At 67.4% G+C, this 20,716-nt stretch carries 22 protein-coding genes; 18 read left to right on the forward strand and 4 right to left on the reverse strand.

All coding sequences use genetic code 11. The features are described 5' to 3' along the window. Positions 1-311 precede the first annotated feature (311 nt). The 11 genes from IH26_RS0147435 (at position 312) to IH26_RS0147485 (ending at position 10,497) form a co-directional block, all read left to right on the forward strand. Positions 312-578, forward strand: a complete 267-nt coding sequence (locus tag IH26_RS0147435) for a hypothetical protein (RefSeq protein ID WP_030442904.1) — start codon at positions 312-314, stop codon at positions 576-578. A 10-nt stretch (positions 579-588) separates the two neighbouring features. Then, entirely contained in the window at positions 589-777 is a 189-nt protein-coding gene (locus tag IH26_RS0147440; RefSeq protein WP_030442905.1) for a hypothetical protein, read from the forward strand. A gap of 420 nt (positions 778-1,197) precedes the next feature. After that, positions 1,198-1,908, forward strand: a complete 711-nt coding sequence (locus IH26_RS0147445; RefSeq protein WP_030442906.1) for a response regulator transcription factor — start codon at positions 1,198-1,200, stop codon at positions 1,906-1,908. Next, positions 1,905-2,930 (forward strand): HAMP domain-containing sensor histidine kinase, encoded by a 1,026-nt coding sequence (locus tag IH26_RS0147450; RefSeq protein ID WP_030442907.1) that lies wholly within the window; start codon positions 1,905-1,907, stop codon positions 2,928-2,930. Before IH26_RS0147445 ends, IH26_RS0147450 begins: the two co-directional genes overlap by 4 nt. A 194-nt stretch (positions 2,931-3,124) precedes the next feature. Continuing rightward, entirely contained in the window at positions 3,125-4,558 is a 1,434-nt protein-coding gene (locus IH26_RS0147455) for a DUF4153 domain-containing protein (RefSeq protein WP_245666015.1), read from the forward strand. Between the two features lie 30 nt (positions 4,559-4,588). After that, the gene (locus IH26_RS0147460) at positions 4,589-4,972 is read left to right on the forward strand and encodes a DUF485 domain-containing protein (protein ID WP_030442909.1); all 384 of its coding nucleotides are present in this window, start codon (positions 4,589-4,591) and stop codon (positions 4,970-4,972) included. Next, positions 4,969-6,591, forward strand: coding sequence for a sodium/solute symporter (locus IH26_RS0147465; protein ID WP_030442910.1), 1,623 nt, complete (start codon positions 4,969-4,971; stop codon positions 6,589-6,591). The genes IH26_RS0147460 and IH26_RS0147465 overlap by 4 nt, the downstream gene beginning before the upstream one ends. 80 nt (positions 6,592-6,671) lie before the next feature. Next, the gene (locus IH26_RS0147470) at positions 6,672-7,319 is read left to right on the forward strand and encodes an RlpA-like double-psi beta-barrel domain-containing protein (RefSeq protein WP_030442911.1); all 648 of its coding nucleotides are present in this window, start codon (positions 6,672-6,674) and stop codon (positions 7,317-7,319) included. Positions 7,320-7,387: 68 nt separating this feature from the next. Further along, positions 7,388-8,167 carry an ABC transporter ATP-binding protein gene (locus IH26_RS0147475; RefSeq protein WP_030442912.1) on the forward strand — a complete coding sequence of 260 codons (780 nt, stop codon included), beginning with the start codon at positions 7,388-7,390 and terminating at the stop codon, positions 8,165-8,167. Then, on the forward strand, positions 8,164-9,747 hold the full coding sequence (locus tag IH26_RS0147480) for a hypothetical protein (RefSeq protein WP_030442913.1): 1,584 nt from the start codon (positions 8,164-8,166) through the stop codon (positions 9,745-9,747). The genes IH26_RS0147475 and IH26_RS0147480 overlap by 4 nt, the downstream gene beginning before the upstream one ends. A 285-nt stretch (positions 9,748-10,032) precedes the next feature. Continuing rightward, on the forward strand, positions 10,033-10,497 hold the full coding sequence (locus IH26_RS0147485; RefSeq protein ID WP_030442914.1) for a hypothetical protein: 465 nt from the start codon (positions 10,033-10,035) through the stop codon (positions 10,495-10,497). A 143-nt stretch (positions 10,498-10,640) separates the two neighbouring features. On the opposite strand, the gene IH26_RS0147490 is transcribed toward IH26_RS0147485, so the two are convergent. Further along, positions 10,641-11,264 carry a hypothetical protein gene (locus tag IH26_RS0147490; protein WP_030442915.1) on the reverse strand — a complete coding sequence of 208 codons (624 nt, stop codon included), beginning with the start codon at positions 11,262-11,264 and terminating at the stop codon, positions 10,641-10,643. Positions 11,265-11,889: 625 nt separating this feature from the next. On the opposite strand from IH26_RS0147490, the gene IH26_RS60680 reads away from it, so the two are divergent. Next, complete coding sequence (locus IH26_RS60680) at positions 11,890-13,383, forward strand: ParB N-terminal domain-containing protein (protein WP_157437774.1); 1,494 nt, start codon at positions 11,890-11,892, stop codon at positions 13,381-13,383. Then, entirely contained in the window at positions 13,380-14,252 is an 873-nt protein-coding gene (locus tag IH26_RS64825; protein ID WP_084599776.1) for a DNA adenine methylase, read from the forward strand. Before IH26_RS60680 ends, IH26_RS64825 begins: the two co-directional genes overlap by 4 nt. A 282-nt stretch (positions 14,253-14,534) precedes the next feature. Here the strand turns inward: IH26_RS64825 and IH26_RS0147495 are convergent, their stop codons facing one another. After that, positions 14,535-14,729, reverse strand: coding sequence for a hypothetical protein (locus IH26_RS0147495; RefSeq protein WP_030442916.1), 195 nt, complete (start codon positions 14,727-14,729; stop codon positions 14,535-14,537). A gap of 188 nt (positions 14,730-14,917) precedes the next feature. Here IH26_RS0147495 and IH26_RS59035 point away from each other — a divergent pair, with 188 nt between their 5' ends. Further along, positions 14,918-15,190: a GntR family transcriptional regulator gene (locus IH26_RS59035; protein ID WP_084599777.1), complete on the forward strand. Its 273-nt coding sequence runs from the start codon at positions 14,918-14,920 to the stop codon at positions 15,188-15,190. On the opposite strand, the gene IH26_RS0147500 is transcribed toward IH26_RS59035, so the two are convergent. Together IH26_RS0147500 and IH26_RS0147505 are read right to left on the reverse strand one after the other, a co-directional pair. Beyond that, positions 15,167-15,892, reverse strand: coding sequence for an HAD family hydrolase (locus IH26_RS0147500; protein WP_051809818.1), 726 nt, complete (start codon positions 15,890-15,892; stop codon positions 15,167-15,169). The genes IH26_RS59035 and IH26_RS0147500 overlap by 24 nt on opposite strands. Then, entirely contained in the window at positions 15,889-16,755 is an 867-nt protein-coding gene (locus IH26_RS0147505; protein WP_030442918.1) for a GntR family transcriptional regulator, read from the reverse strand. Before IH26_RS0147505 ends, IH26_RS0147500 begins: the two co-directional genes overlap by 4 nt. 430 nt (positions 16,756-17,185) lie before the next feature. Here IH26_RS0147505 and IH26_RS0147510 point away from each other — a divergent pair, with 430 nt between their 5' ends. The 4 genes from IH26_RS0147510 (at position 17,186) to IH26_RS0147525 (ending at position 20,661) form a co-directional block, all read left to right on the forward strand. Further along, positions 17,186-17,431 (forward strand): DUF6284 family protein, encoded by a 246-nt coding sequence (locus IH26_RS0147510; RefSeq protein ID WP_034217688.1) that lies wholly within the window; start codon positions 17,186-17,188, stop codon positions 17,429-17,431. Continuing rightward, positions 17,431-18,204: a DUF2637 domain-containing protein gene (locus tag IH26_RS0147515; RefSeq protein ID WP_030442920.1), complete on the forward strand. Its 774-nt coding sequence runs from the start codon at positions 17,431-17,433 to the stop codon at positions 18,202-18,204. Before IH26_RS0147510 ends, IH26_RS0147515 begins: the two co-directional genes overlap by 1 nt. 25 nt (positions 18,205-18,229) lie before the next feature. Next, positions 18,230-18,427 (forward strand): hypothetical protein, encoded by a 198-nt coding sequence (locus IH26_RS54925; RefSeq protein WP_034217689.1) that lies wholly within the window; start codon positions 18,230-18,232, stop codon positions 18,425-18,427. A 92-nt stretch (positions 18,428-18,519) separates the two neighbouring features. Continuing rightward, complete coding sequence (locus IH26_RS0147525; RefSeq protein WP_030442921.1) at positions 18,520-20,661, forward strand: cell division protein FtsK; 2,142 nt, start codon at positions 18,520-18,522, stop codon at positions 20,659-20,661. Positions 20,662-20,716: the final 55 nt, after the last annotated feature.

Consider the following 20,716-nt stretch of genomic DNA (forward strand, 5'->3'; position numbering starts at 1 on the left):
CGCAAACCGGTCAACCAACCCATACCAACCGGCCATCGAGTGCTGCAACGGGTCGACATCGATGCTCATCGAGCAGGTCACTCAGGAAGAAACGCACCCTCCAGCGACGCGTCCTCGATCTACATCCGTATGCCAGCCGACCTCAAGCGGGCGGTCGACGACCACGCCAGGGGCCGGGGCAGCACGGTGACCGCCGCGGCGGTGGATCTGCTCGGCCGGGGCCTGCAAGCGGTCACCGACGAGAAATCGGTGGCCGACCTGGAAACCGCGCTCGCCCGCGCCGTAAAGAGAAGGCGGTCGCGGAGGCCGAATTGGTCACCGCTCGGGCGCAGCTGGCCACCCTCGGCACCTTCGTCGAGCGGGCCAGCGAGCAGGTTGGTACCTGCCCGAGCTGCGGCAAGCCAATCACCGGCCGCGACCTGTTCGCGGTCAGCCGATGCCCGTCCTGCCGCGCGCCGCTGACCGAGCTGCTCGCGCCGAGGACCACCGGCCCCGGCGGGCTCGACCCGCGGGAGATGTTGCTGATCGCCGGCGCGCTCGGCGCGTTGATCGGCCTGTACGTGTCCAGCAGGAAATAGGAGGAACCAGATGAGTAAGAAGCGAGCCCTGACCCTGATCACGCTGGCCGGCGTGCTCTATCACCTCGCCGCGTTCGTCAAGGACGGCGAGCAGTGGCTGACCAATGCGCGGCAGGCCCGGGACAACCCCTCCTTGGACACCCTGGCGACCCTGGTACTAGCCACCGGCATTGTGGTCATCGACTTCGGACGGATCTGACCGCGAGCTATCGCCACAGCGCCGCCACACCGCGGTGATCGGCGGATGCCTCCGCCTCTCGCCTCTCGGGTCAACTGGGATCGGTTCCGGACTGAATAGCCGGAGTCGGCACCGTGCTGGCCTTCGCCGGATTCGCCGTCGCTTTCCTCTGGGAGGCCAAGAAGCGTCGCCAAGACGATCCGCAACGGTGGTACCGGGACGACTGGCTTGACGGGGCGCCAAAGGGACGGTCGGAGACGAAGCCCAGGCGAAAGCAATACCTCACCGGGCCGGAATGACGTTGCGGGGTGCGGCTCGGGTTCTCCACAGGTCGTTCACAAATACGGCGCCTTGTCTGCACGGGTGATCAATAGGCTGCCGCTCGGAGGTTGGCCGGTGGGTCACGGGGGCACACCGGCGGCCTTGTCTTCGCGGGGTTAGATGCGGAGGGAGGTGGCGGTGGTGGAGGCAGCGGAGCGACGGGTGCTCGTCGTCGAGGATGAGCGGACCATTGCCGATGCGGTTGCGGCGCGGCTGCGGGCCGAGGGCTTCGTGGTGGAGGTGGCCGGGGACGGGCCGGCGGCGGTGGCGGCGGTGAAGCGGGTGCCGCCCGATCTCGTCGTGTTGGATGTCATGCTGCCGGGGTTCGACGGGCTCGAGGTGTGCCGGCGGATTCAGGCAGAGCGGCCGGTTCCTATCCTTATGCTGACCGCCCGCGACGACGAGACCGACCTGCTGGTGGGGCTGGCCGTGGGCGCGGACGACTACATGGTCAAGCCGTTCTCGATGCGGGAGCTCGCCGCCCGGGTGCACGCCCTGCTGCGCCGGGTCGCTAAGGGTGCGCCGGTGCCGGCCGGGCCGCCTACGCTGCGGTTCGGCGACCTGGAGATCAATCAGGCGGAGCGGCGGGTGCTGCGGGCCGGCGTGGAGGCGCATCTGACGCCGACCGAGTTCGACCTGCTGGTGCATCTGGCGGCGCATCCGCGGACGGTGCTGCCCCGGGAGCGGCTGCTCGCCGACGTGTGGGGCTGGGCCGACGCGTCCGGCACCCGGACGGTGGACAGCCACATCAAGGGCCTTCGGCGGAAGCTGGGTCCGGATCTCATCCGTACGGTGCATGGCGTGGGTTATGCCCTGGAGGTGGAGCGATGATGGGCGTCCGGATTCCGCTGCCCCGGCCGCTCGACCCGGTGCGGTCGATCAAAATCAAGATCGGGATGATCCTGATCGGGGCGGGCGCGGCCGGGATGGGCTGGTTCACGCTCTGGCTGCACTGGTTCCCGATCTGGACCTCGGTGACCGCGATGCTGGTGGCGCTGAGCACGCTGCAGATCCTGGCGCACGGCATGACCTCGCCGCTGCGCGAGATGACCGCGGCGGCCAAGGCGATGGCGCAGGGCGACTACTCCCGGCGGGTGCGGGCCACCTCCCGCGACGAGGTGGGCCAGCTCGCCGAGGCGTTCAACCACATGGCGGCCGACCTGCAGGCGGCCGACCGGCAGCGGCGTGAGCTGATCGCGAACGTCTCGCATGAGCTGCGTACGCCGATCACCGCGCTGCAGGGGCTGCTGGAGAACATCGTCGACGGCGTGGCCAGCGCTGAGCCGGAGATGATGCAGACCGCGCTGAGCCAGACCGAGCGCCTCGGGCGGCTGGTCACCGAGCTGCTCGACCTGTCCCGGGTGGACGCCGGCGTGGTGCAGCTCGCCCGTACACCCATCGAAGTTGCTTCGTTCTTCGACGACGTGGTCGCGGAGGCCCGGGTGAACGCGGCCGGCGCCGGACGGGACGTGCGTTTCGAGGTGTCCGCGCCGGCGGTCGTGGTGCCCGGCGACCGGGAGCGGCTGCACCAGGTCTTCGCGAACCTGCTGGACAACGCGGCCCGGCACAGCCCGCCGGGCGGCACCGTGCTGGTGCGCGCCGAGCGCCGCGACGATCATCTGCTGCTCGCGGTCGCCGACGAGGGCGAGGGCATTCCGCCGGCCGAGCGGCACCGGGTCTTCGAGCGGTTCACCCGCGGCGAGCGGCCGGGCGGCGGCGGGACCGGGCTGGGCCTGGCGATCGCCCGCTGGGTGGTGCAACTGCACCGCGGCACGATCGCGGTCGTCGACCCGGACGGGGCCCATCGCGGCTGCCACATCCACGTGACGCTGCCGCTTCAGCAGGCCGCCTGAGCTAGCCCGTATCGCCCGATGGGCGGCACAACCCTGCCCAAAGATAGCCGGAAATATGGAGGTAAAACGTGTCCGCTCCGCCGGTTCTTGCAAGACCTCCGGTCTACCCGCCCCAGCTGCACGGGCCTTGGCACTCGACCGCGCCCTGGGGACGCTACTGGCCGGGCGCCCACCGACCACCCTCCGCCGGCGGGATGCTGGCGATCGCCGGGGCCGCCGTGGTGGCCGCGATCAGCCTGCCGCTCGATCGGGCCGGCGTCGGCTGGCTGGTCGCCACGATGGCCGGCGTCGGCGCGCTGGTCCTCGCCGGCGCGATGCCCGCCGCCGCGCATCCGGACGAACCAAAACCGCTGGTCGTACGCCGAACCGCGCGCCCCGGCCCGGACCGCTACGCGTGGGCGGCGGCGACCGTCGCGCTGATCGGGGTCGGCACGATCCGCTCGGCCGGGTGGCTCTTCCTGCTCTGCCTCGCGACCGCCACCCTCACCGGCGCGCTCGCCCTGGCCGGCGGGCACTCGCTGCGCAGCATCGCGGCCGGCTACACGATGCCGGTGTTCGCCGCCTTCCGCGCGCTGCCCTGGCTGGCCCGGACCGCGGCGCGGGTGCGCAAGCCGGTCGAGGCCGCCGCGAACGTCCGGGTCGCCGCCACGGTCGCGGTCTCTATCACGCTGCTGGTCGTCTTCGGCGCGCTGTTCGCCTCGGCCGACGCCGCGTTCGCCGGGACCCTCCAGCGTCTCTCGCCGAAGGTCGACCTGCCGACCACGGTCCGCTGGGTCTTCGTCTTCGCCGTCGCGGCTTCCGGGCTGGGCGGCGCCGCGTTCCTGCGCGCCGGGCCGCCCGATCTGTCCAGGTTGGACGCGACCGAGGGCCGCAAGGTCAGCCGATTCGAGTGGGCCGTCCCGCTCGGCCTGCTCGTGCTGCTGTTCGCCGGCTTCGTCGCGGTGCAGCTCACCGTGCTCTTCGGCGGCAACCGGCACGTGCTGCGGACCGACGGGCTCACCTACGCCGAATACGCCCGATCGGGCTTCTGGCAGCTCTCCTTCGTCACCGCGCTGACCCTGATCGTGCTGGCCGGCGCCGCCCGCTGGGCGCCCCGCGCGGAGCCCGCCGACCGTACGCTGATCCGCTTGGTTCTTGGTTCGCTGGCCGCCTTGACGCTGGTCATCGTGGGTTCGGCGCTGCATCGGATGAACCTCTACGCCGACACCTACGGCCTCACCCGGCTGCGCCTGCTGGTGGCCTGCTGCGAGGCCTGGTTCGGCCTCGTGCTGCTTCTCATTCTTATTGCGGGCGTACGCGTGAAAGCTCCCTGGCTTCCCCGAGTGGCGATCGCGGCGGGGGTCCTGGCGCTGCTCGGCCTGGCTGCCGCGAACCCGGACCGGTTGATCGCCGAACACAACATCCGGCAGGCCCGTACGGTCGACCTCGACTACCTGAGCACGCTCTCGCCGGACGTGGTGCCCGGGCTGGCCGGGCTGCCGCCGAACCGCCGGGCCTGCGTGCTCGGCCGGCTCGGCACCGACCTGATGATCGATCCCGATGACTGGCGCGGCTGGAACCTCGGTCGCGAGCAGGCCCGCAAGGTCATCGCCCAAGATCTATCCGACCCCGCCTTCCGCTGTACTTGACATCCCCCCGGAGACCGGGAGACTCCGGGCATGGGCGGGGACGGGACTCCGGAGCGTACGCGGGTGGTGCTGGGTGAGGTCGCCGCCCGGCGCCGCCCCACCGACCGCAGCCACGCGGACCTCGCGGAGCAGACGCCGGTGGGTGAGGCGCTGGTGAAAGGCCTGGTCCGCGCCCAGCTCTCGCTCGCTCTCCGGCTCGCGCTGGTGGTGGTGACCGGGCTGGGCGCGCTGCCGATGCTGTTCGTGGCCGCCCCCACGGTCGGCGCGGTCAAGCTGCTCGGGGTCAACCTTCCGTGGTTGCTGCTCGGCGTGTTGTCGTTCCCGTTCCTGGTCGGCGTGGGCTGGGCGTATGTGCGCTGGGCCGAACGCAACGAACAGGACTTCATCGCGCTGATCCGGAAACCCGAGCAGTGAACCCGTACCTCGTCCCGGGTCTGATCCTGGTCGTCGTGGTGACTGTCGGCATCGGCGCGTACGGCCTGCGCTTCGCCCGTACCACCTCGGATTTCCTGGTCGCGTCGCGGGCGGTCAGCCCGGCCTGGAACGCCGCCGCGATCAGCGGCGAGTATCTGTCGGCCGCCTCCTTCCTGGGCGTGGCCGGGCTGATCTTGCGGTACGGCGTGGACGTCCTCTGGTACCCGGTCGGGTTCGCCGCCGGATATCTGGCGCTGCTGCTGTTCGTGGCCGCGCCGCTGCGTCGCTCGGGCGCCTTCACCCTGCCCGATTTCTGCCAGGTGCGGCTCAGTTCGACCGCGCTGCGGCGGCTGGCCAGCGTGTTCGTGGTCTTCATCGGCTGCCTGTACCTGGTGCCGCAGTTGCAGGGCGCCGGGCTGACCTTCACCACGGTGACCGGCGGCTCGTACGTGTGGGGTGCGCTGCTGGTCGGCGTGGTGGTGACGGCCAACGTGGCGCTCGGCGGGATGCGGGCGATCACGTTCGTGCAGGCGTTCCAGTACTGGCTCAAGTTGACGGCCCTCGCCGTACCCGTCATCTTCCTGGTCTTGCAGTGGCAGTCGGATGGGCGGCCGTCCGTCGCTCCGCCGGCCGGCGCGGTCTTCCCGGCGGCCACCTCGGTGGTGGTCGAGCAGGACGCGACCGTCGACGGCGTCGAGGTGCACAAGGGCGAGGAGTTGTACTACGACGAGGGCGACCGGGTGCCGCAGGTCAGCACGGTCGACGCGCACTTCGGGCCGGAGTGGCTGCTGCCCGGCGGCGAGCGGACGCTGTTCGCCACGTACTCGCTGATCCTGGCGACGTTCCTGGGCACGATGGGGTTGCCACACGTGCTCGTGCGCTTCTATACGAACCCGGACGGGGCTTCGGCTCGGCGTACGACATTGGTGGTCTTGGCCTTGGTCGGTCTTTTCTATCTGTTGCCGACGCTGTACGGCGTGCTCGGCCGGGTCTACACGCCGCAACTGCTGATGACCGGGCACACCGACGCGGTCGTGCTCACCCTGCCCGAGGCGGCCCTCGGCGGCGGTCACCTCGGCCGGCTGCTCGGCGCGCTGGTCACCGCGGGCGCCCTCGCCGCCTTCCTCTCCACCTCGTCGGGGCTGCTCACCAGCGTCGCCGGGGTGGTCTTCACCGACGTGCTGCGGGCCGGGCGCGGCGGCTCGGTCCGCGACTTCCGGATGGCCACCCTGCTGGCCGCGGTCGTGCCGGTCACGCTCTCGGTGTACGTCTCCAACATGGACGTTTCCCGGGTTGTCGGGCTGGCCTTCGCGGTGGCGGCGTCCAGCTTCTGCCCGCTGCTCGTGCTGGGCATCTGGTGGCGCGGGCTGACCGACCTCGGGGCGGCGGCCGGGATTCTGATCGGCGGCGGGGCGGCGATGGTGGCGGTGCTGATCACCGTGCTCGGGCCGCCGCTGGACGGCTGGGCGGCGCAGTTGATCGGTCAGCCGGCGGCGTGGACGGTGCCGCTGGCGTTCCTGGTGATGGTGATCGGGTCGCTGCTGACCAGCCGAAGGGTGCCGCACGACGTGGGCGCGACCATGCTCCGGCTGCACGCTCCGGAGTCGCTCCGCATTTAAGGTTGTTTAAGGTACGACCCCGGTCTCCTTAAGGTGGGCGCCGCGTATGACCCGGCAACCACCTAGCGAAGGAGCGGGTCATGAGGCGGTACCGGCGGAATTCGATGAGCGGGCGTACGCGGAAGATGCTGATCGGCGGGGTCGCGCTGGCGATCGCCGGCGGGGCGGTCGCGGTCGGCACCGGGGTGAGCAGCGCCGCGGAGAACTGCGTCGGTCTCGACCAGGCGCTGCGTAACAATCTGCAGTTCATCGCGGGGCAGCGAGCGAATCCGGATGCGCTGTCGGATGCCCGGATCGCGAACCGGCAGGCGGTCGTCGACCTGATCAACCAGCGTCGGGCGGTGGCTGGATGTACGGCCGATGTGGCCGCTTCCGTTCCCGGCGCGGCGGCTGGTTCGGCGGCGGGTTCACCGACAAAACCAGCAAAGCCGCCCAAGACGACCGCCCCGGCTGCTCCTCCGGCCGCCGGCACCGGCGCCGGCCAGGTCGTCTGCAAGGGTTCGACGGTCACGCTGTCGGGCGAGTCGGGCGCGCCCTTCGCGTCCAGCGGCACCTTCCCGATCGGCACCGTCCTCAAGGTCACGAACCTGGACAACAGGAAGAGCACCACCGTGAAGGTCCAGACGACCTCGGGCAGCTGCGTCCTGCTCAACAACGCCGCGTTCGAGCAGGTCCGCGAGCCGGGGAAGTTCCTGATCCGGCACGCCGTCATCGAAAAGATCGGTTGAGGGGGTAGCCCGGGCCACTCCCACGACGGGGGTGGTCCGGGCTGGATGTTGCCCGCTACCGTCGGGTCATGACGGCGCCGGCGCAACGCCAGGGTGAGCAGGCCGCGGCCATGTCGCTGCGCGGCCTGGTCAAACACTTCGACACCAAGCTCGCGGTCAGCCAGGTCAACCTGGACGTGCCGGCCGGCTCGTTCTACGGCCTCCTCGGCCCCAACGGGGCCGGCAAGACCACGACGCTCTCCATGGCCGTCGGCCTCCTGCGGCCGGATGCGGGTCAGGCATTCCTGCTGGGGTACGACGCGTGGGCGGACCCCGCGGCCGCCAAGGCACGGGTCGGCGTGCTGCCCGACGGCGTGCGGCTCTTCGACCGGCTCACCGGCCCCGAGCTGCTGGCCTACCACGGGCTGCTGCGCGGCATGGAGCAGGCGACGGTCGACCAGCGCGCCCGCGAGCTGCTCGAGGTGCTCGAGCTGGGCGTCGGCAACCGCACCCTGGTGGTCGACTACTCGGCCGGCATGAAGAAGAAGATGGGCCTGGCCTGCGCGTTGCTGCACGCGCCGCGGCTGCTCGTGCTGGACGAGCCGTTCGAGGCGGTCGACCCGGTCTCGGCGGCCCTGATCCGCGACATCCTCCAGCGGTACGTGGCCGGCGGCGGCACGGTCGTCTTCTCCAGTCATGTGATGGAGGTGGTCGAGCGGCTCTGCGACCACGTCGCGATCCTCTCCGACGGGGTGCTGCGGCTGAACGGGCCGCTCGACCGGGTGCGCGGCGATCGCTCGCTGGAGGAGGTGTTCGTCCAGGTCGTCGGCGGCCGGGTGGCGACCGGCTCCGAGCTGGCCTGGCTATGACTCCCGGGGTCCTCCCGTTCGTCCGGCTCAAACTGCGCCTGCTCGCCAACGGCCTGCGCGGCAGGCCGGCGCGCATCGCGCTGTTCCTCCTCGGGGTCGTGCTCTCCGGCGTCTTCGCGATCATCGGGTACGCGATCTTCGCGATCCCCGGCGTGGCGCACCGCCCGGGCGCGGCGGCGATCCTCCTCCCGCTCGGCGGCGCGGTCATCGTCCTCGGCTGGCTGTTCCTGCCGCTGGTCTTCTTCGGCGTCGACGAGTCGCTCGACCCGGCCCGCTTCGCGCTGCTCCCGTTGCGCCGCCGCGCGCTTCTGCGTGGGCTCTTCGCGGCCGCGCTCACCGGGCTGCCCGCGCTGGCCACGCTGGCCGCGACGGCCGGCATGGTGGAGACCGCGGCCCAGCTCGGCGGTCCCGCCGCCGCCGTGGGCGAGCTGGTCGGCGTGGTCGCCGGCTTGCTCCTGTGTGTGGCGGTGAGCCGGGCGGTGACCAGCGCGTTCGCGACCGGTCTCCGCTCGCGCCGGTCCCGCGATCTGGCGGCGATCGTGCTGGCCATGTTCGCGGCGGCGATCGGGCCGCTCCAGCTCGTGGTGCTGGCCGGCGCCCAGCGAGCCGATTGGGGCGCGGTCGGGACGGTGGCCGAGGTGGTGGGGTGGACACCGGTCGGAGCCCCGTACGAAATCGGTCTGGAAATCGCCGCGGGGCGTTGGTGGGCCGCCCTGCTGAAGTTGCTGATCGCCCTGGTCGCCATCGGCGGCCTGCTCCGGTGGTGGAGCGCCACCCTGGAGAACGCGATGATCGGCACGGTCGGCTCGGAAACGCGGCGGACGGCCACCGATCGCCACCCGGTCGCCCTGCTGCTGTTACCCCGGCTGCCGCGCACCCGCTTCGGCGCGCTGGTGTCCCGCGAGGTGCGCTACTGGTGGCGCGAGACCCGGCGGCGGGCCAGCCTGATCACGTTCACCATGGTCGGCCTGTTCATGCCGGTCGGCCTCTCGGTCAGCGACAGCTCGCCCGGTGCGCTGGTCATCTTCATGGGCGCGATGGCGGCGCTCGGGCTCGCCAACCAGTTCGGCTTCGACGGCAGCGCGTACGCCGCGAATGTCACCGCCGGCGTCCCCGGGCGCGTCGAGATCGGCTCCCGTGCGGCGGCGCACGCGATCTTCACGCTGCCGCTCCTGGAGGTGGTGTCCATTGTGGTGGGCGCCCTGTACGGCGACCCGGGGCGGATACCCTCGACGTTCGGCCTGCTGATCGCCTCGTACGGCGTCGGCCTGGGGTTGGTCTTGCCGGTCTCGGTGCGGGCGGCGTACGCGTTCCCGGCGTCGAGCAACCCGTTCGCGATGCCGTCGGGCGGCAGCCAGGCGAAGGGGTTGATCGCCTTCGGCGTCCTGCTCGGCTCGATCGTGGTCAGTCTGCCGCTCCAGATCGTGGCGCTGCTCCTCGGGCCGGTGTGGATGTGGATCGGCCTGCCGGTCGGTGTGGCGTACGGCACGGCGGCCTATCTCATCGGCTGGAACATGGCCGCCGACCTGCTGGACAAGCGGGCGCCGGAGCTGCTGGCGGCGGTCACCCCGAACCGCTGACCCCCACGAGGGCACGAAGATCCGGTAGCGTCCCCCGTCGTTCAATGTCTACGGGGAGATCTTGACGTGAAGATGCATCTTCGTGCCCATGGGATGGCTTTGCTGGCCGCCGGAGCGCTGACCACCGCTTCCCACGACTCCCGGCCGGCCTGGAGCCGCCGGCCGGAGGGTGAGCACCCGCGGAATCAGCGCCCGCGGAAACGGGCCGAGCGCGCCCGCGGCGGCCGCGCCAACCGGGCCCGAGGCTGCTAGTTCGACGCACCCTCCCAGAACGGAGATCCCATTTTGCGAACCAGCAAGCTGAACCTCATGCGCGGCGCGGTGTCCGCACTCGCGGCCTCCGTGGTCGCGGTGGTCGCGTTGCCGGCGGCGGCCATGGCCGACGACAACTACTACAAGACCTGCGGGGACAGCAACGTCATCTGCCAGACCGGCGTGACGGCCGGCCTCGTGGAGGGCGAGTGCAAGACGACGAGCGCCGCCTTGGCGTCCACGTCAGTCTGCGTCGACTACAGCGGCGACAACGTCTACGTCCGGGACGGCAAGGCCGACGGCTACGCCGCGATGGCGTACGTCTGGTCTGCGGACGGCGTCGAGATTCGCTACTGCCGGAACAATCAGGGCTACGGCACCTGGGTCAAGTGCAACTTCAACTGGGTCGAGGCAACCGACCACACCGTGGGCGGCGGGTGGAAGGTGAGCTCAACCGCAATGGAACTCGAGCAACTGTGGACCTGGTACGGCAAGTAACAGCCGACGACCCCCGCTGGTCTGCGTCCGCGCAGGTCGGCGGGGGACGTTACTTTTCCTGGTCGAGGCCCATGCGGCCAAGGGTTGGGGTCGTCGCGAGTCATCCCTCCGGTCGCCTGATCGGAAGGTTCGGTCCGATCACCCTAGTTCCCCGCCGGTTTCAGGTTGATGATGATGCCCTGATCGGCGCACGCGGACTGCAGGCCGGTCATCTGCTGCGTGAGCGGCTGAAGATAAATCAGGGCGCCCATCTGGTCCTCCTCCTTGCCGTCAAGCGTCTGCGACATCTGCCAGACCACATCCATCAGCTTCGTACCGTGGTCGCGGATGTCGTCGTAGCGGGAATCCTCGAAGACTTTCCGCGCCTGCCGGTACTGCGCCTCGGTCATCTTCTGGTTGCTGGCACTGTCGGTGCCGGCCACTGTCTTCGATCCGTCTCGCAAACCCTCGCAGGCTTTGATCCCCGAATCCTTGAAGATCAGGTTCTTGTCATATGCGGTGTACAACCCGCCGACGAGAACCAGGACCGCCGCGGCCAGCACCAGCCACGGCCAGCGGGCCTTCTTCGCAGGCGCCGGTGACGGAGCCGACTGCTGCCACAACTCAGGCGCCTGCTGTTGCCAGCCGACGCCATAGTGCTGGGCCGGCGGTCCGGACACAACCGGAGGCTGCTGCTGCGGGTACTGGTGGCCGTACACGTGGCCCTGCGACGGCCGCTGGCCCTGAGGTCCGGAGCCCCAGCTGTGCGGATTCGGGTCGTACGACATGGGGTGGACTCCACGGGCCGGTCACCTGGGCTGGTTACACGGCCGGCCACCAGCCCAGGAGGACCGGCCGCGTGCTCTACCCAACGACACTCGGTGTCCCCGCGCAGTCACCCAACCGGGCGGCATCGATCACCGACTGTCTCGGCGGATGTCACCGTTCGATGCCCCATTCCGGATCGTCGAGGGCGGGTGTCGCTCCATCTGTGGCCTGACCTGCGGAGGGCGTGGGATTCGAACCCACGATGAGTTTCCCCATACCGGTTTTCAAGACCGGACGCTGCAAGGCCCTGACCTGCACGAACATCGCGGATGGCTTGAGCATTGTCGCGCAATGGTCGTAGCCCGGCGGTTCGGGTGCGCAGCATCGAAGCCGAAGCGATCAGTCGTGTCCCAACAGCCTCCGGGGCATGAAGGCTGGTTGTCTTGTCGTCAGCCCGAGCTGGTGCTTCTTGGCGCAGTCCGCGCAGTCACCTCAAGCCTCTTGCTCTAGTTGAGCAGTCGCACGGCCAAGCCGTTCGGACACGATGGCGGCTACCTACGTCGTTGTTGCAGTCGACAGTGGAGGGATGGCCTAGTCCGGAGTCTTCTCGATACGATGCGTCAACGAGTCGGCTGGGGAGGTATCGTGCCGTACAAGGAACTTCGGCCGTCACAGGTCATCCTCGATCCGGAGAATCCACGGCTGCCCGACGGGACCTCAAGTGATCGAGAGGCGATCAACCAGCTCCTCGATGAGGGTGACGATGCTCTAATCAGCTTGGCTAGAGACATGGCCAAGACGGGTCAGACGAATCCGGCGGAGCTTCCGATCGCGATCAAGCAAGGCAGCAAGTATCTAATCCTTGAAGGGAATCGTCGGTTCGCTGCTTTAAAGCTGTTAGGCGATCCCATGCTTGCCGATAATGAAGAATACCGTGCCGCTTTTCGGCGAGCAGCACTTCTGGGCACCCCACCGAAGTCCGTATTTACCCTAATCATGACCAGTCGAGAAGAAGCCGAACATTGGATCGTTCTTCGACACACTGGGGAGAATAACGGGCGTGGGGTTAGGCGTTGGAGCGCTCCGCAGACTGCGACTCATCGCAGGCGAGCAAACCGCCCAGTCGATAGTGGCACGATACGGTCCATTGTAATGGCTGATGAGGTGGAAGAAGCTTACAGCCAGAATGACGAACTCACAGAGCTCATTCGCCAGACCCGTCGAGGTAAGCTAACCAATATCGGCAGATTCTTTTCTCCTGAAGTCCTGAATCGTCTTCACTTCTCAATCGAAGTAGACGAAGATAGCCCTTCGCGCGAACGCATGCTCCTCGTTCGGCATAGTCGCGAGCAGCTGGAGCCGTTCTTTCGTTGGGCTTTCACATTTATTCGAGACAACTCAGTGGATGCCTATAAAAATGCAAGAATTAGAGAAACTCTACTAGATGGTGTGCCCGACCTGCTGCCATCGGATACCGAGGCACGAAGGTATCCGTTCCGCCTCGCTGAAACCGCTGGCACGGCAACTAGCATGTCTGATCAGTCAGCCGCCAACGTGAGTTCATCACCTTCGACAACTTCGGTTAATTCTGGAGCGTCCCCTAACCCGAGTTCGCCGCCTGCTCCGGGATCCAGTACCCCAGCCGGCAGCGGCCAAACGGCGACATCTGGCAATGGGGCACCGGTCGGAAGCGTAGGTCGCAAACACGAGGCTAAGCCCGAGAAGTACCTGTTCCATGACCTTAGGCTTCCTAATCATCCTCAGCGGATACAGAAAGTTCTAAAAGAGTGCCGAGACCTCGTTATCGAGGATTTTTCAAGCGTTGCCTGCGTGATGGCACGAGTAGTTGTTGAGTTGTCGGTATCTTCGCCGGAGGCATTACGCCTTTCGGGTACCACTGAGAGCGACAGTCTTAAGAACAAGATCATTGCTATGCTAAAATTCCTTGATCCAGACATCGAGAGTAATCCGAAGAGAGACAGGGAATTGGCGCAGGCCTTTCTCGAAGCCTCAGAGTTGGGTATCCCGTACTTGAATGGCTTCGTCCATAATCCGAACGTTGTGCCCGATCCGCATCTTGCTCGCCGATTCAGTGCGGCTTTCCGGCCGATGCTAGAACGGATCGACGCACAGCTGTGAAGACGGAATTTATTTCGCCCCTGCGATATCCAGGCGGGAAAGCGAAGCTTGGGCCTTTCTTCGCTCGAGTTTTGTCAAGTCAACCTGATGTAATTGACTCCTACGCTGAACCGTATGCAGGCGGAGCGGGTGCCGGACTGTACCTACTAGCTGAGGGTCATATCCAAAGCCTCATTATCAATGACCTAAATCCAGGGATTGTAGCGTTCTGGCGTGCGGTGCTGTTTGATACGGACGCGTTCATAGATCGCATCCTGGAGGCGGAGGTCAGTGTCGAGGCTTGGCACATACACAGGGAGTCGTACCTAAGTCCTGCTGGACGTAGCGATATCGATCTCGGATTTGCAACCTTTTTCCTCAATCGCTGCAATCGATCGGGCATCCTGACTGCACGCCCAATTGGTGGACTCGATCAAACCGGAAAGTGGAAGATTGACGCTCGATTCAACAAGGCTAACTTGGCCGCGCGAATTCGGCGCCTTCAGACTCTCAGCGACAAGATTTCCGTGACGGAGAAATCTGCGTTGGACTTTTTGTCGAGTATCTCCCGGCGCATTAAGCCTGTCTTGCTTTACGTCGATCCACCATATCTAGTTAAGGGCGAGGAACTCTATATGAGTTCTCATTCTTGGAGTGATCACGAGAAGCTCGCTGCGAGTCTCGCCAAAACTCGGCACCCATGGGTCTTGACATACGACACAGATGACAGGGTAAGAAGCCTGTATCCGGCCAGCCGATGTCTCGCTTACAGCATCTCACACACCGCGCAAACGCAAAGAATAGGACAGGAATTTATGCTGTTCAGCGCGGGCCTACGGGTTGGCGATACTGCGGTTTCGTCGAGTCGGTTTGGCACGTGGGTTTCTTAGATAAGTCGCTGCTTCGAGCTAGAAATCGTGCGCGCGCCATCCGCCTCAACAGCCAAGACCATCCCGTCGCCCTCGACCCGCTCACCGTGGGAGTGGGCCGGGTCTGCTCGGCTTGCCCCGGGCCGAGGGTGACGGGTGCGCGGTCATCCCGAAGCCGGAGCGCCCCCGCCGGAGGCGCAGTAGCCGCAACCATGAGCTAAGTCCGCGAGTCCCATGCCTGCCCTTTCTACGTCGAGAGGTGGCCTGCATGTATAGGCTTGTCCATGGACGTACAAAGGTGGTTTAGTCGACAGGTTCGCTTTCTTGTAGGTCGTTTGGCTGCGAGAAGGCGATCTCGTGCGCTCTGTTCTCCTCGATGCCCCACTCGCCGGCGAGGACATCGCGGACATCCTCAGGCTGGCACCGGAGGGCGAAGTCGTCACCTACGGCAACAACGTCCGAGATCCCCACGATCTGATCGCCGATCAGCACGCTCAATTGAGCTCTCTTGGGAAGTTGGGATAGTTGATTGACCAGGTTTTGCCTGCGCATCGCATGACCTTTCCGAGTAGTTTTCGGCTCCTCTGTCATCGGGGCGTGTTGGTGCTGGTCGTTAGCGGCGGTGACCGGATCTGGTACATGCACGTCCTTACTTGTCCAAGTACGTAGTTAGCGGTTCGTTGTCGATGGCGCTCGTTTACGTTGAGAATGTGATCGAGCCGGACGGGCCAGTTCCGCCATATCTCCAACTCGTCGAGATCCTCGCCGAACGGATCGAGCGTGGCGCCTGGCAGCCGAATCGACCCATTCCAAGCGAGCTGCAGCTCGTTCAAGAGTTCGGCATTGCGCGTGGAACGGTCCGACGCGCGGTCGCGGTTCTCCGGGAGCGCGGGTTGGTCTTCACGGTGCCCCAACGAGGCACCTACGTTTCGCCCTCACCCGCCGCCCCGGCTGAGTGACTCCTGTTCGTCTGCCTGTTCGCACCTCCTGACCAGGGCTTCGGCGAGTGGCCCCATGCTGGTGATGACTAGGTCGGCGCTTCGGAAGGCTTCGACCTTGTGCGGGCGGTTGGCGTAGGCGATGACTCGTACTCCGGCTGCCCTCGCTCCGTCGATGTCCGACAGCGAGTCGCCGACTAGAACGGCTCTGGACGGCAGTACGTCGAGCGCCTTGACGGCGCGCGAGATCGGCTCCGGGTTGGGTTTCATCCGTGCCGGATCGGCGTACGCGCGGCCGATCACCTGGGCAAAGTGCCCGGTGAGCCGGTGCGCAGTGAGGTAGGCGGTCACCGCGCCGGCCGAGTTATTGCTGACCACCGCCACGGGGAGCCCGGCCTGCCGAGCGGCCACGATGACTTCGCGACCGTACGGCGTGGGAGCCGCTGTCTTGACCGCGCGGCGCTCTGCCTCGCAGAGAGCATCCTCGGCGAGGACCGTGACGCGCTGGTTGCCGATTGAGCCTGCCCATCGCAGAACCTCGAGCGGGTCCGTCTCGCTGGTCAGGCGGGCCGGTATGTCGATGCCTTCGCGGTGCAGCAGGTCAACCAACTCGGCCGCGACATCGTGGGCCGGATGGCCGGCGAAGATGCTGCACACCGGCCCGTCGAAGTCGAGAAGAATGGCGTCGACCTCGGCGAGCAGCGGGGCGAGTTCGGCGGTCATGCTTCGTACCGGTAGGCGATCGTCGACCACACCGAGTCGAACCACTGGCGCGATGCCTCGACGAACTGTGTGCCATGCGACGCGTCATCGTCGGCCACGGCGTAGTGGAACAGAGGCACGTCCTTGCCCATCAGGTCGTAGATCGCCATAGGTTCACCCTTGATCGAGACGGTGCGCTCCATGACCGGATAGAAGCCATAGAAGACCTCTTCGCGGTTGAGAACGTAGAGCTTGAACAGCGGCGATGCCCGGTGCATCCGTACTTCCACCGTCACTGATGGGACTAGCCCGAGGTCGCCCAGCTCGCCAACCTGGTCGAGGATGCCGTCTGCGGCACGGCGGGTGATCCGCTCGGCCCGCTCCCGGACGGCCGGATCGTCCGACTGCGTCTCGGCGCGAGCGGGCAACGCCATCGGCGCGGTCATATCCGAGATCAGCACCCGTACGGCGATCGACTCTGGGGTGAGGTAGCCGGCCCTGACCTTGTCGAGCACCTCGGAAAGCGCGTCTCGGAGCGTCTCACCAGAGAATCCCGCGAAGTCGATGGCGACGTGCGGGCGTTCGAACGCTGCCTCGATGTGCGGACGGAGCTCGACCGCGCGTTGGGTCTGAGCGCGTACGAAGGCACCACTCCCCTGACGGGTGACGATCAGCCGTTCCGCGCGGAGCAACTCCAATGCGCGTTTCACCGTTTCCCGCGCAACGCCGTAGCGGGCCGCGAGGTCAGGTTGCGACGGAAGCCTGTCGCCCGGTTGCAACCGGCGCGTGAGGATGGCCGCGCGCAGCTTGTTGGCGATCTGCTGCGAAGCCTGTTTCGGATCATCGGGGTCTAGCTGGCCAAGGAAGTCAAGGTTCTCGGTCACCGCTACACGGTAGCTCTGACTAGCCAAGTTAGGGAAGTTCGGGTTTTGGCCTTGACCTGACTAGTCATGTCGGCCTAGCTTGATCTCACGGCACCTGGCTAGCCAGGCGAGCCAAGAGGTCAGTAAGGACGGGAACGGCGGCACGAAGTTGCCGTACGCCATGACACCGCTGGGTCCTCGTCGCTCATTGACAACTGAAGACGTGATCTGCGGGGTTGCTCGGGTGTACGGCCGTTGACGTGTCCGGCCGGCCAGACCTGTCCGCCCATCGGCTCAACGTGACGTGCTGGGCAAGTGCGTCGCGCCGTACCTCGCAGATCACGGGCCGCGCCTTCTCGGTGCGAGCCATCTGCCCTCCGCATTGACCCCCTCGTTCCCGATGGTCGGCACGGCTGCTGTCGTGCCGGCCTCCGTTCCTGGAGGACTTCCCGTGAGCAAGCTTCACCGGATCGCCGACGGCCCGACGGCCGCCGACCTGGACGCGATCGAGGCCGAGTGGCCGCTGATCGCCGCCGAGCTGGACCTGTTGGACGCCGACATCAACCTCATCAACGCTGCCGACCACGGCGGCCCGACCGCGCTGGACTGGCGTCGCAAGCGCCGAGCCGAGGCCAAGGTCACCCGCGTAGCGGCCGAGTTGGCCGCGCGCCCGACCACCCGGAAGCGGGTGGCCTGATGACCATCGACCTCAACCGTCTCAAGCGGCTTGGCTGGGCCATCCGCGCTGTTTTCACGCTCGGGATCGCCGCGTCGCTGGCGGGGAACGTGCTGCACGCGGAGAACAACGCGATCAGTCAGGCGATCTCGGCGTGGTCGCCGCTGTCGCTGCTGCTCGCGGTCGAGCTGATCTCCCGGGTTCCGGTCAGCCGGGGCGCTGCGTCGGTGGCGCGGCTCGCCGCAACGGCCGTGATCGCTGGTATCGCCGCGTGGGTGTCGTACTGGCACATGGTCGGCGTGGCCGTGCGCTACGGCGAGACGGACGCGTCGCCGTACCTGATCCCGTTCAGCGTGGACGGCCTGATCGTCATCGCCTCGGTCTCACTGGTGGAGATCGGCGGCCGAATCCGCCGCCTGGTGCCCGCGCCCGAACCGGTGGCCGTATCCAAGTTGCCCCTGGTGGCCGAGCCGGAACCGATCGCCTCGATCGTCGAGCCGGAACCGATCGCCTCGATCGTCGAGCCGGAACCGACGGCCCCGGTCGTGGAGCCCGTTCCGGTTCCTGCTCCGGTCGTCAAGCAGCGTCCGAAGCGCGTCACGCCGCGTCCGGCGTCGGCGGACAAGGTTGCCAAGGCCGCCGCGAAGCTGCCCGGTGCGAGCGTCTCCGCGATCGCCGAAAAGGCCGGTGTGTCTCCGTCTACCGCCCGGCGTCACCTCGCCGCGCTACGCGCCATCGACGCATCACCATCCGCCCCGGAACCTGCCGAAACTCCCGTTCTCGCCGCTGCCTGACCCGACCACCGAAAGGAACCGCCTGATGGACACCGACCGCCTGTACCCGATGCCCGCACCCGAGGACGACCCGCGTTTCAGCTTCGGCCTGCTCGCGGACGTGGTGAGCGTGTTGGAGCGGCACGGCTACCCCCGGCCGACGCACGGCCGGGACCTGATCGATCTGCACGGGGCACTGTTCGGGTTCCTGTACGCGCTTCCCACCGAGACTGCCTCGCACTGACTTCGCCCGGCGGCACGGCCCAAACCGACCAAAGCAGCGCCGTGCCGCCGGTCCCACCCGCAAGCCCTTCACGACCCACAGGAGAGAGCCTGATGGTCCCGCACAACCCGAACCCTGACGACAACCAGTTCGATTGGACCGCGGCTGAGGCTGACGTCGCCGAGGTCGTTGACCTGGACAAGGCCCGTACCCGCCGGACCAGCGAGACGGCAGATACCCACTTTGAGGTGACTCTCGACGACGCACCGACGGCCGGCGGGATGCCCGTCGACCCGCCCCTGTCCGGGCCGGCCGGGCGGGTCCCGATCGTGCCGGTCGGTTGGTCGACGTGGCCGAACATCAAGCACAGCATCCGGCAGACCTTGGCCGTGACCGCGTATCGGTGCGGCTTTCACGCGATCCGCTCGCCGAAGTACGCGATCCTCGCCGCGTTCTGGGCAGTGGTCGGCGTGTTCCGGCTGGCTGGCTGGCAGATCCGCTGGTGGTGGGTGACCGAGCAGTACGCGCTACGTCAGGGCACGGCCGACGCCAACGATCCGGCGATGTGGCTCAAGCTGCACCGCGAGGTCAAGGCCACCCGCATGTGGCGATTCCTCGTGCTGACCTTCGAAGCCCTGACCATCGTGATCGGCGGCCCGATCCTGTGGGGGACCGGCCCGTGGTGGGCATTAGCCCTGGTCATCGGCGGTTCGATGGTGTTCCTGGCGCACCTGGGACGGCCGGACGACCGGCCGATCATCACCCCCGCCACGGTCGCGGGCCGGTTCCGGCGGGTGAACCCGGACATCATCCTTCGCGCTTACTACGCGGCGGGTCTCGGGCATCCGGACAAGCCGCACCAGCAGATCAGCTTCGGCTCGACCATGGCCCGCGACCCGTCGGGAACGGGTTCTCAGGTGTCCATCGATCTGCCGTACGGCAAGACGTTCGACGAGGCGGTCAAGGCACGCGGAGCGATCGCCTCCGGCCTGGACGTGGCGATCTCCCAGGTCTTCATCAGCCGGGACTTCAGTAGCCATCGCCGCCACACGCTGTGGGTGGCCGACCGGGACCCGCTCTCGCAGGGCGCCGGCCGGACTCCGCTGTTGCGCTGCAAGGCCACCGACGTGTGGCAGCCGGCCCCGTTCGGCCTGGACGAGCGCGGCAACAAGGTCTTCGTCGACCTGCTGTGGAACTCGATCCTGATCGGTGCCCAACCCCGCCAGGGCAAGACCTTCGCCGCCCGCCTGCTCGCGCTGTACGCGGCGCTCGACCCGTACGTGAAGCTCACCGTGCTCGACGGGGGCGGTAAGCCGGACTGGCGCAAGTTCGCGTTGGTGGCCGACCGGTGCGCGTTCGGGCTGGCGATGACCCGCGACGGCGACCCCGCCGAGATCGTCTTGGAGGCGTTGCGGGAGATCAAAGCGGACGTGCAGGACCGGTACGAGCGGCTCTCGAAACTGCCCGTGGACGTGTGCCCGGAGGGCAAGCTGACAAGGGAGATCGCCCGGGATCCGAAGTACCGCATGCCGGTCCGGCTGGTGTTCCTGGACGAGTTCCAGGAGTACTTCGACCTCGGCGAGATCTCCAAAGAGATCGCGTCCCTGCTGGTCTACCTGGTCAAGGTCGCCCCGGCGGCCGGGGTCGGGTTCGTCGATGCCACCCAGCGGCCCTCAGGGATCGGGTCGGGGCAGGTCGCCCAGCAGTTCGTATCCTTCCGCGACAACCACCAGGTCCGGTTCTCCCTGCGCACCGGTTCGTGGCAGGTGTCCGACCTGGTGCTGGGCTCCGGCGCTTACTCGGAAGGGCACGACTCGTCGACGCTGCTGCCCTCCTACAAGGGCGTGGGCATCCTACGGGGCGCGTCGGACGCCACCCCGACCGTACGCACGCACCTCGCCGACGCTGACGATGCGGAGAAGATCCTGATCGCCGCGCGGCAGCTTCGTGAGGCGGCCGGCACGCTGTCGGGGATGGCGGCCGGGGAGGACATCACCCGCGCCGCCCGGGACGTGCTCGCCGACGTCCGCTCGGTGATCGAGCGCGGCGAGACCGGTGCCCAGTGGGAGGAGATCGCCGCCCGACTGGTCGAGCGGCTGCCCGAGGCGTACGCGGACACCACGGCCGAAGCGATCTCGGCGCAGGTCCGGGCGTTCGGTGTACGCAGCGTTGACGTCAAGCGCAACGGCAAGGCGCTCAAGGGCGCCAAGACCGACGACATCGACGCCGCCATCGGCCGGCGCAAGGCCGCCTGAAGGTCGCGGACGACCCGCGACCGGTCGCGTTGACGCGACTCGACCCGCGACCGGC

The sequence above is a fragment of the Actinoplanes subtropicus genome (assembly GCF_000721705.1).
Taxonomy (GTDB): domain Bacteria; phylum Actinomycetota; class Actinomycetes; order Mycobacteriales; family Micromonosporaceae; genus Actinoplanes; species Actinoplanes subtropicus.

Excerpts from the sequence above, each read along its gene's own strand:
- IH26_RS0147480 (WP_030442913.1), top strand. The coding sequence starts at position 8,164 with ATGACTCCCGGGGTCCTCCCGTTCGTCCGGCTCAAACTGCGCCTGCTC.
- IH26_RS0147450 (WP_030442907.1), top strand. The coding sequence starts at position 1,905 with ATGATGGGCGTCCGGATTCCGCTGCCCCGGCCGCTCGACCCGGTGCGG.
- IH26_RS0147500 (WP_051809818.1), bottom strand. The coding sequence starts at position 15,892 with ATGACCGCCGAACTCGCCCCGCTGCTCGCCGAGGTCGACGCCATTCTT.
- IH26_RS0147460 (WP_030442909.1), top strand. The coding sequence starts at position 4,589 with ATGGGCGGGGACGGGACTCCGGAGCGTACGCGGGTGGTGCTGGGTGAG.
- IH26_RS0147525 (WP_030442921.1), top strand. The coding sequence starts at position 18,520 with ATGGTCCCGCACAACCCGAACCCTGACGACAACCAGTTCGATTGGACC.
- IH26_RS0147475 (WP_030442912.1), top strand. The coding sequence starts at position 7,388 with ATGACGGCGCCGGCGCAACGCCAGGGTGAGCAGGCCGCGGCCATGTCG.
- IH26_RS59035 (WP_084599777.1), top strand. The coding sequence starts at position 14,918 with ATGGCGCTCGTTTACGTTGAGAATGTGATCGAGCCGGACGGGCCAGTT.
- IH26_RS0147440 (WP_030442905.1), top strand. The coding sequence starts at position 589 with ATGAGTAAGAAGCGAGCCCTGACCCTGATCACGCTGGCCGGCGTGCTC.
- IH26_RS0147490 (WP_030442915.1), bottom strand. The coding sequence starts at position 11,264 with ATGTCGTACGACCCGAATCCGCACAGCTGGGGCTCCGGACCTCAGGGC.
- IH26_RS0147455 (WP_245666015.1), top strand. The coding sequence starts at position 3,125 with ATGCTGGCGATCGCCGGGGCCGCCGTGGTGGCCGCGATCAGCCTGCCG.
- IH26_RS54925 (WP_034217689.1), top strand. The coding sequence starts at position 18,230 with ATGGACACCGACCGCCTGTACCCGATGCCCGCACCCGAGGACGACCCG.
- IH26_RS0147445 (WP_030442906.1), top strand. The coding sequence starts at position 1,198 with ATGCGGAGGGAGGTGGCGGTGGTGGAGGCAGCGGAGCGACGGGTGCTC.
- IH26_RS0147515 (WP_030442920.1), top strand. The coding sequence starts at position 17,431 with ATGACCATCGACCTCAACCGTCTCAAGCGGCTTGGCTGGGCCATCCGC.
- IH26_RS0147470 (WP_030442911.1), top strand. The coding sequence starts at position 6,672 with ATGAGGCGGTACCGGCGGAATTCGATGAGCGGGCGTACGCGGAAGATG.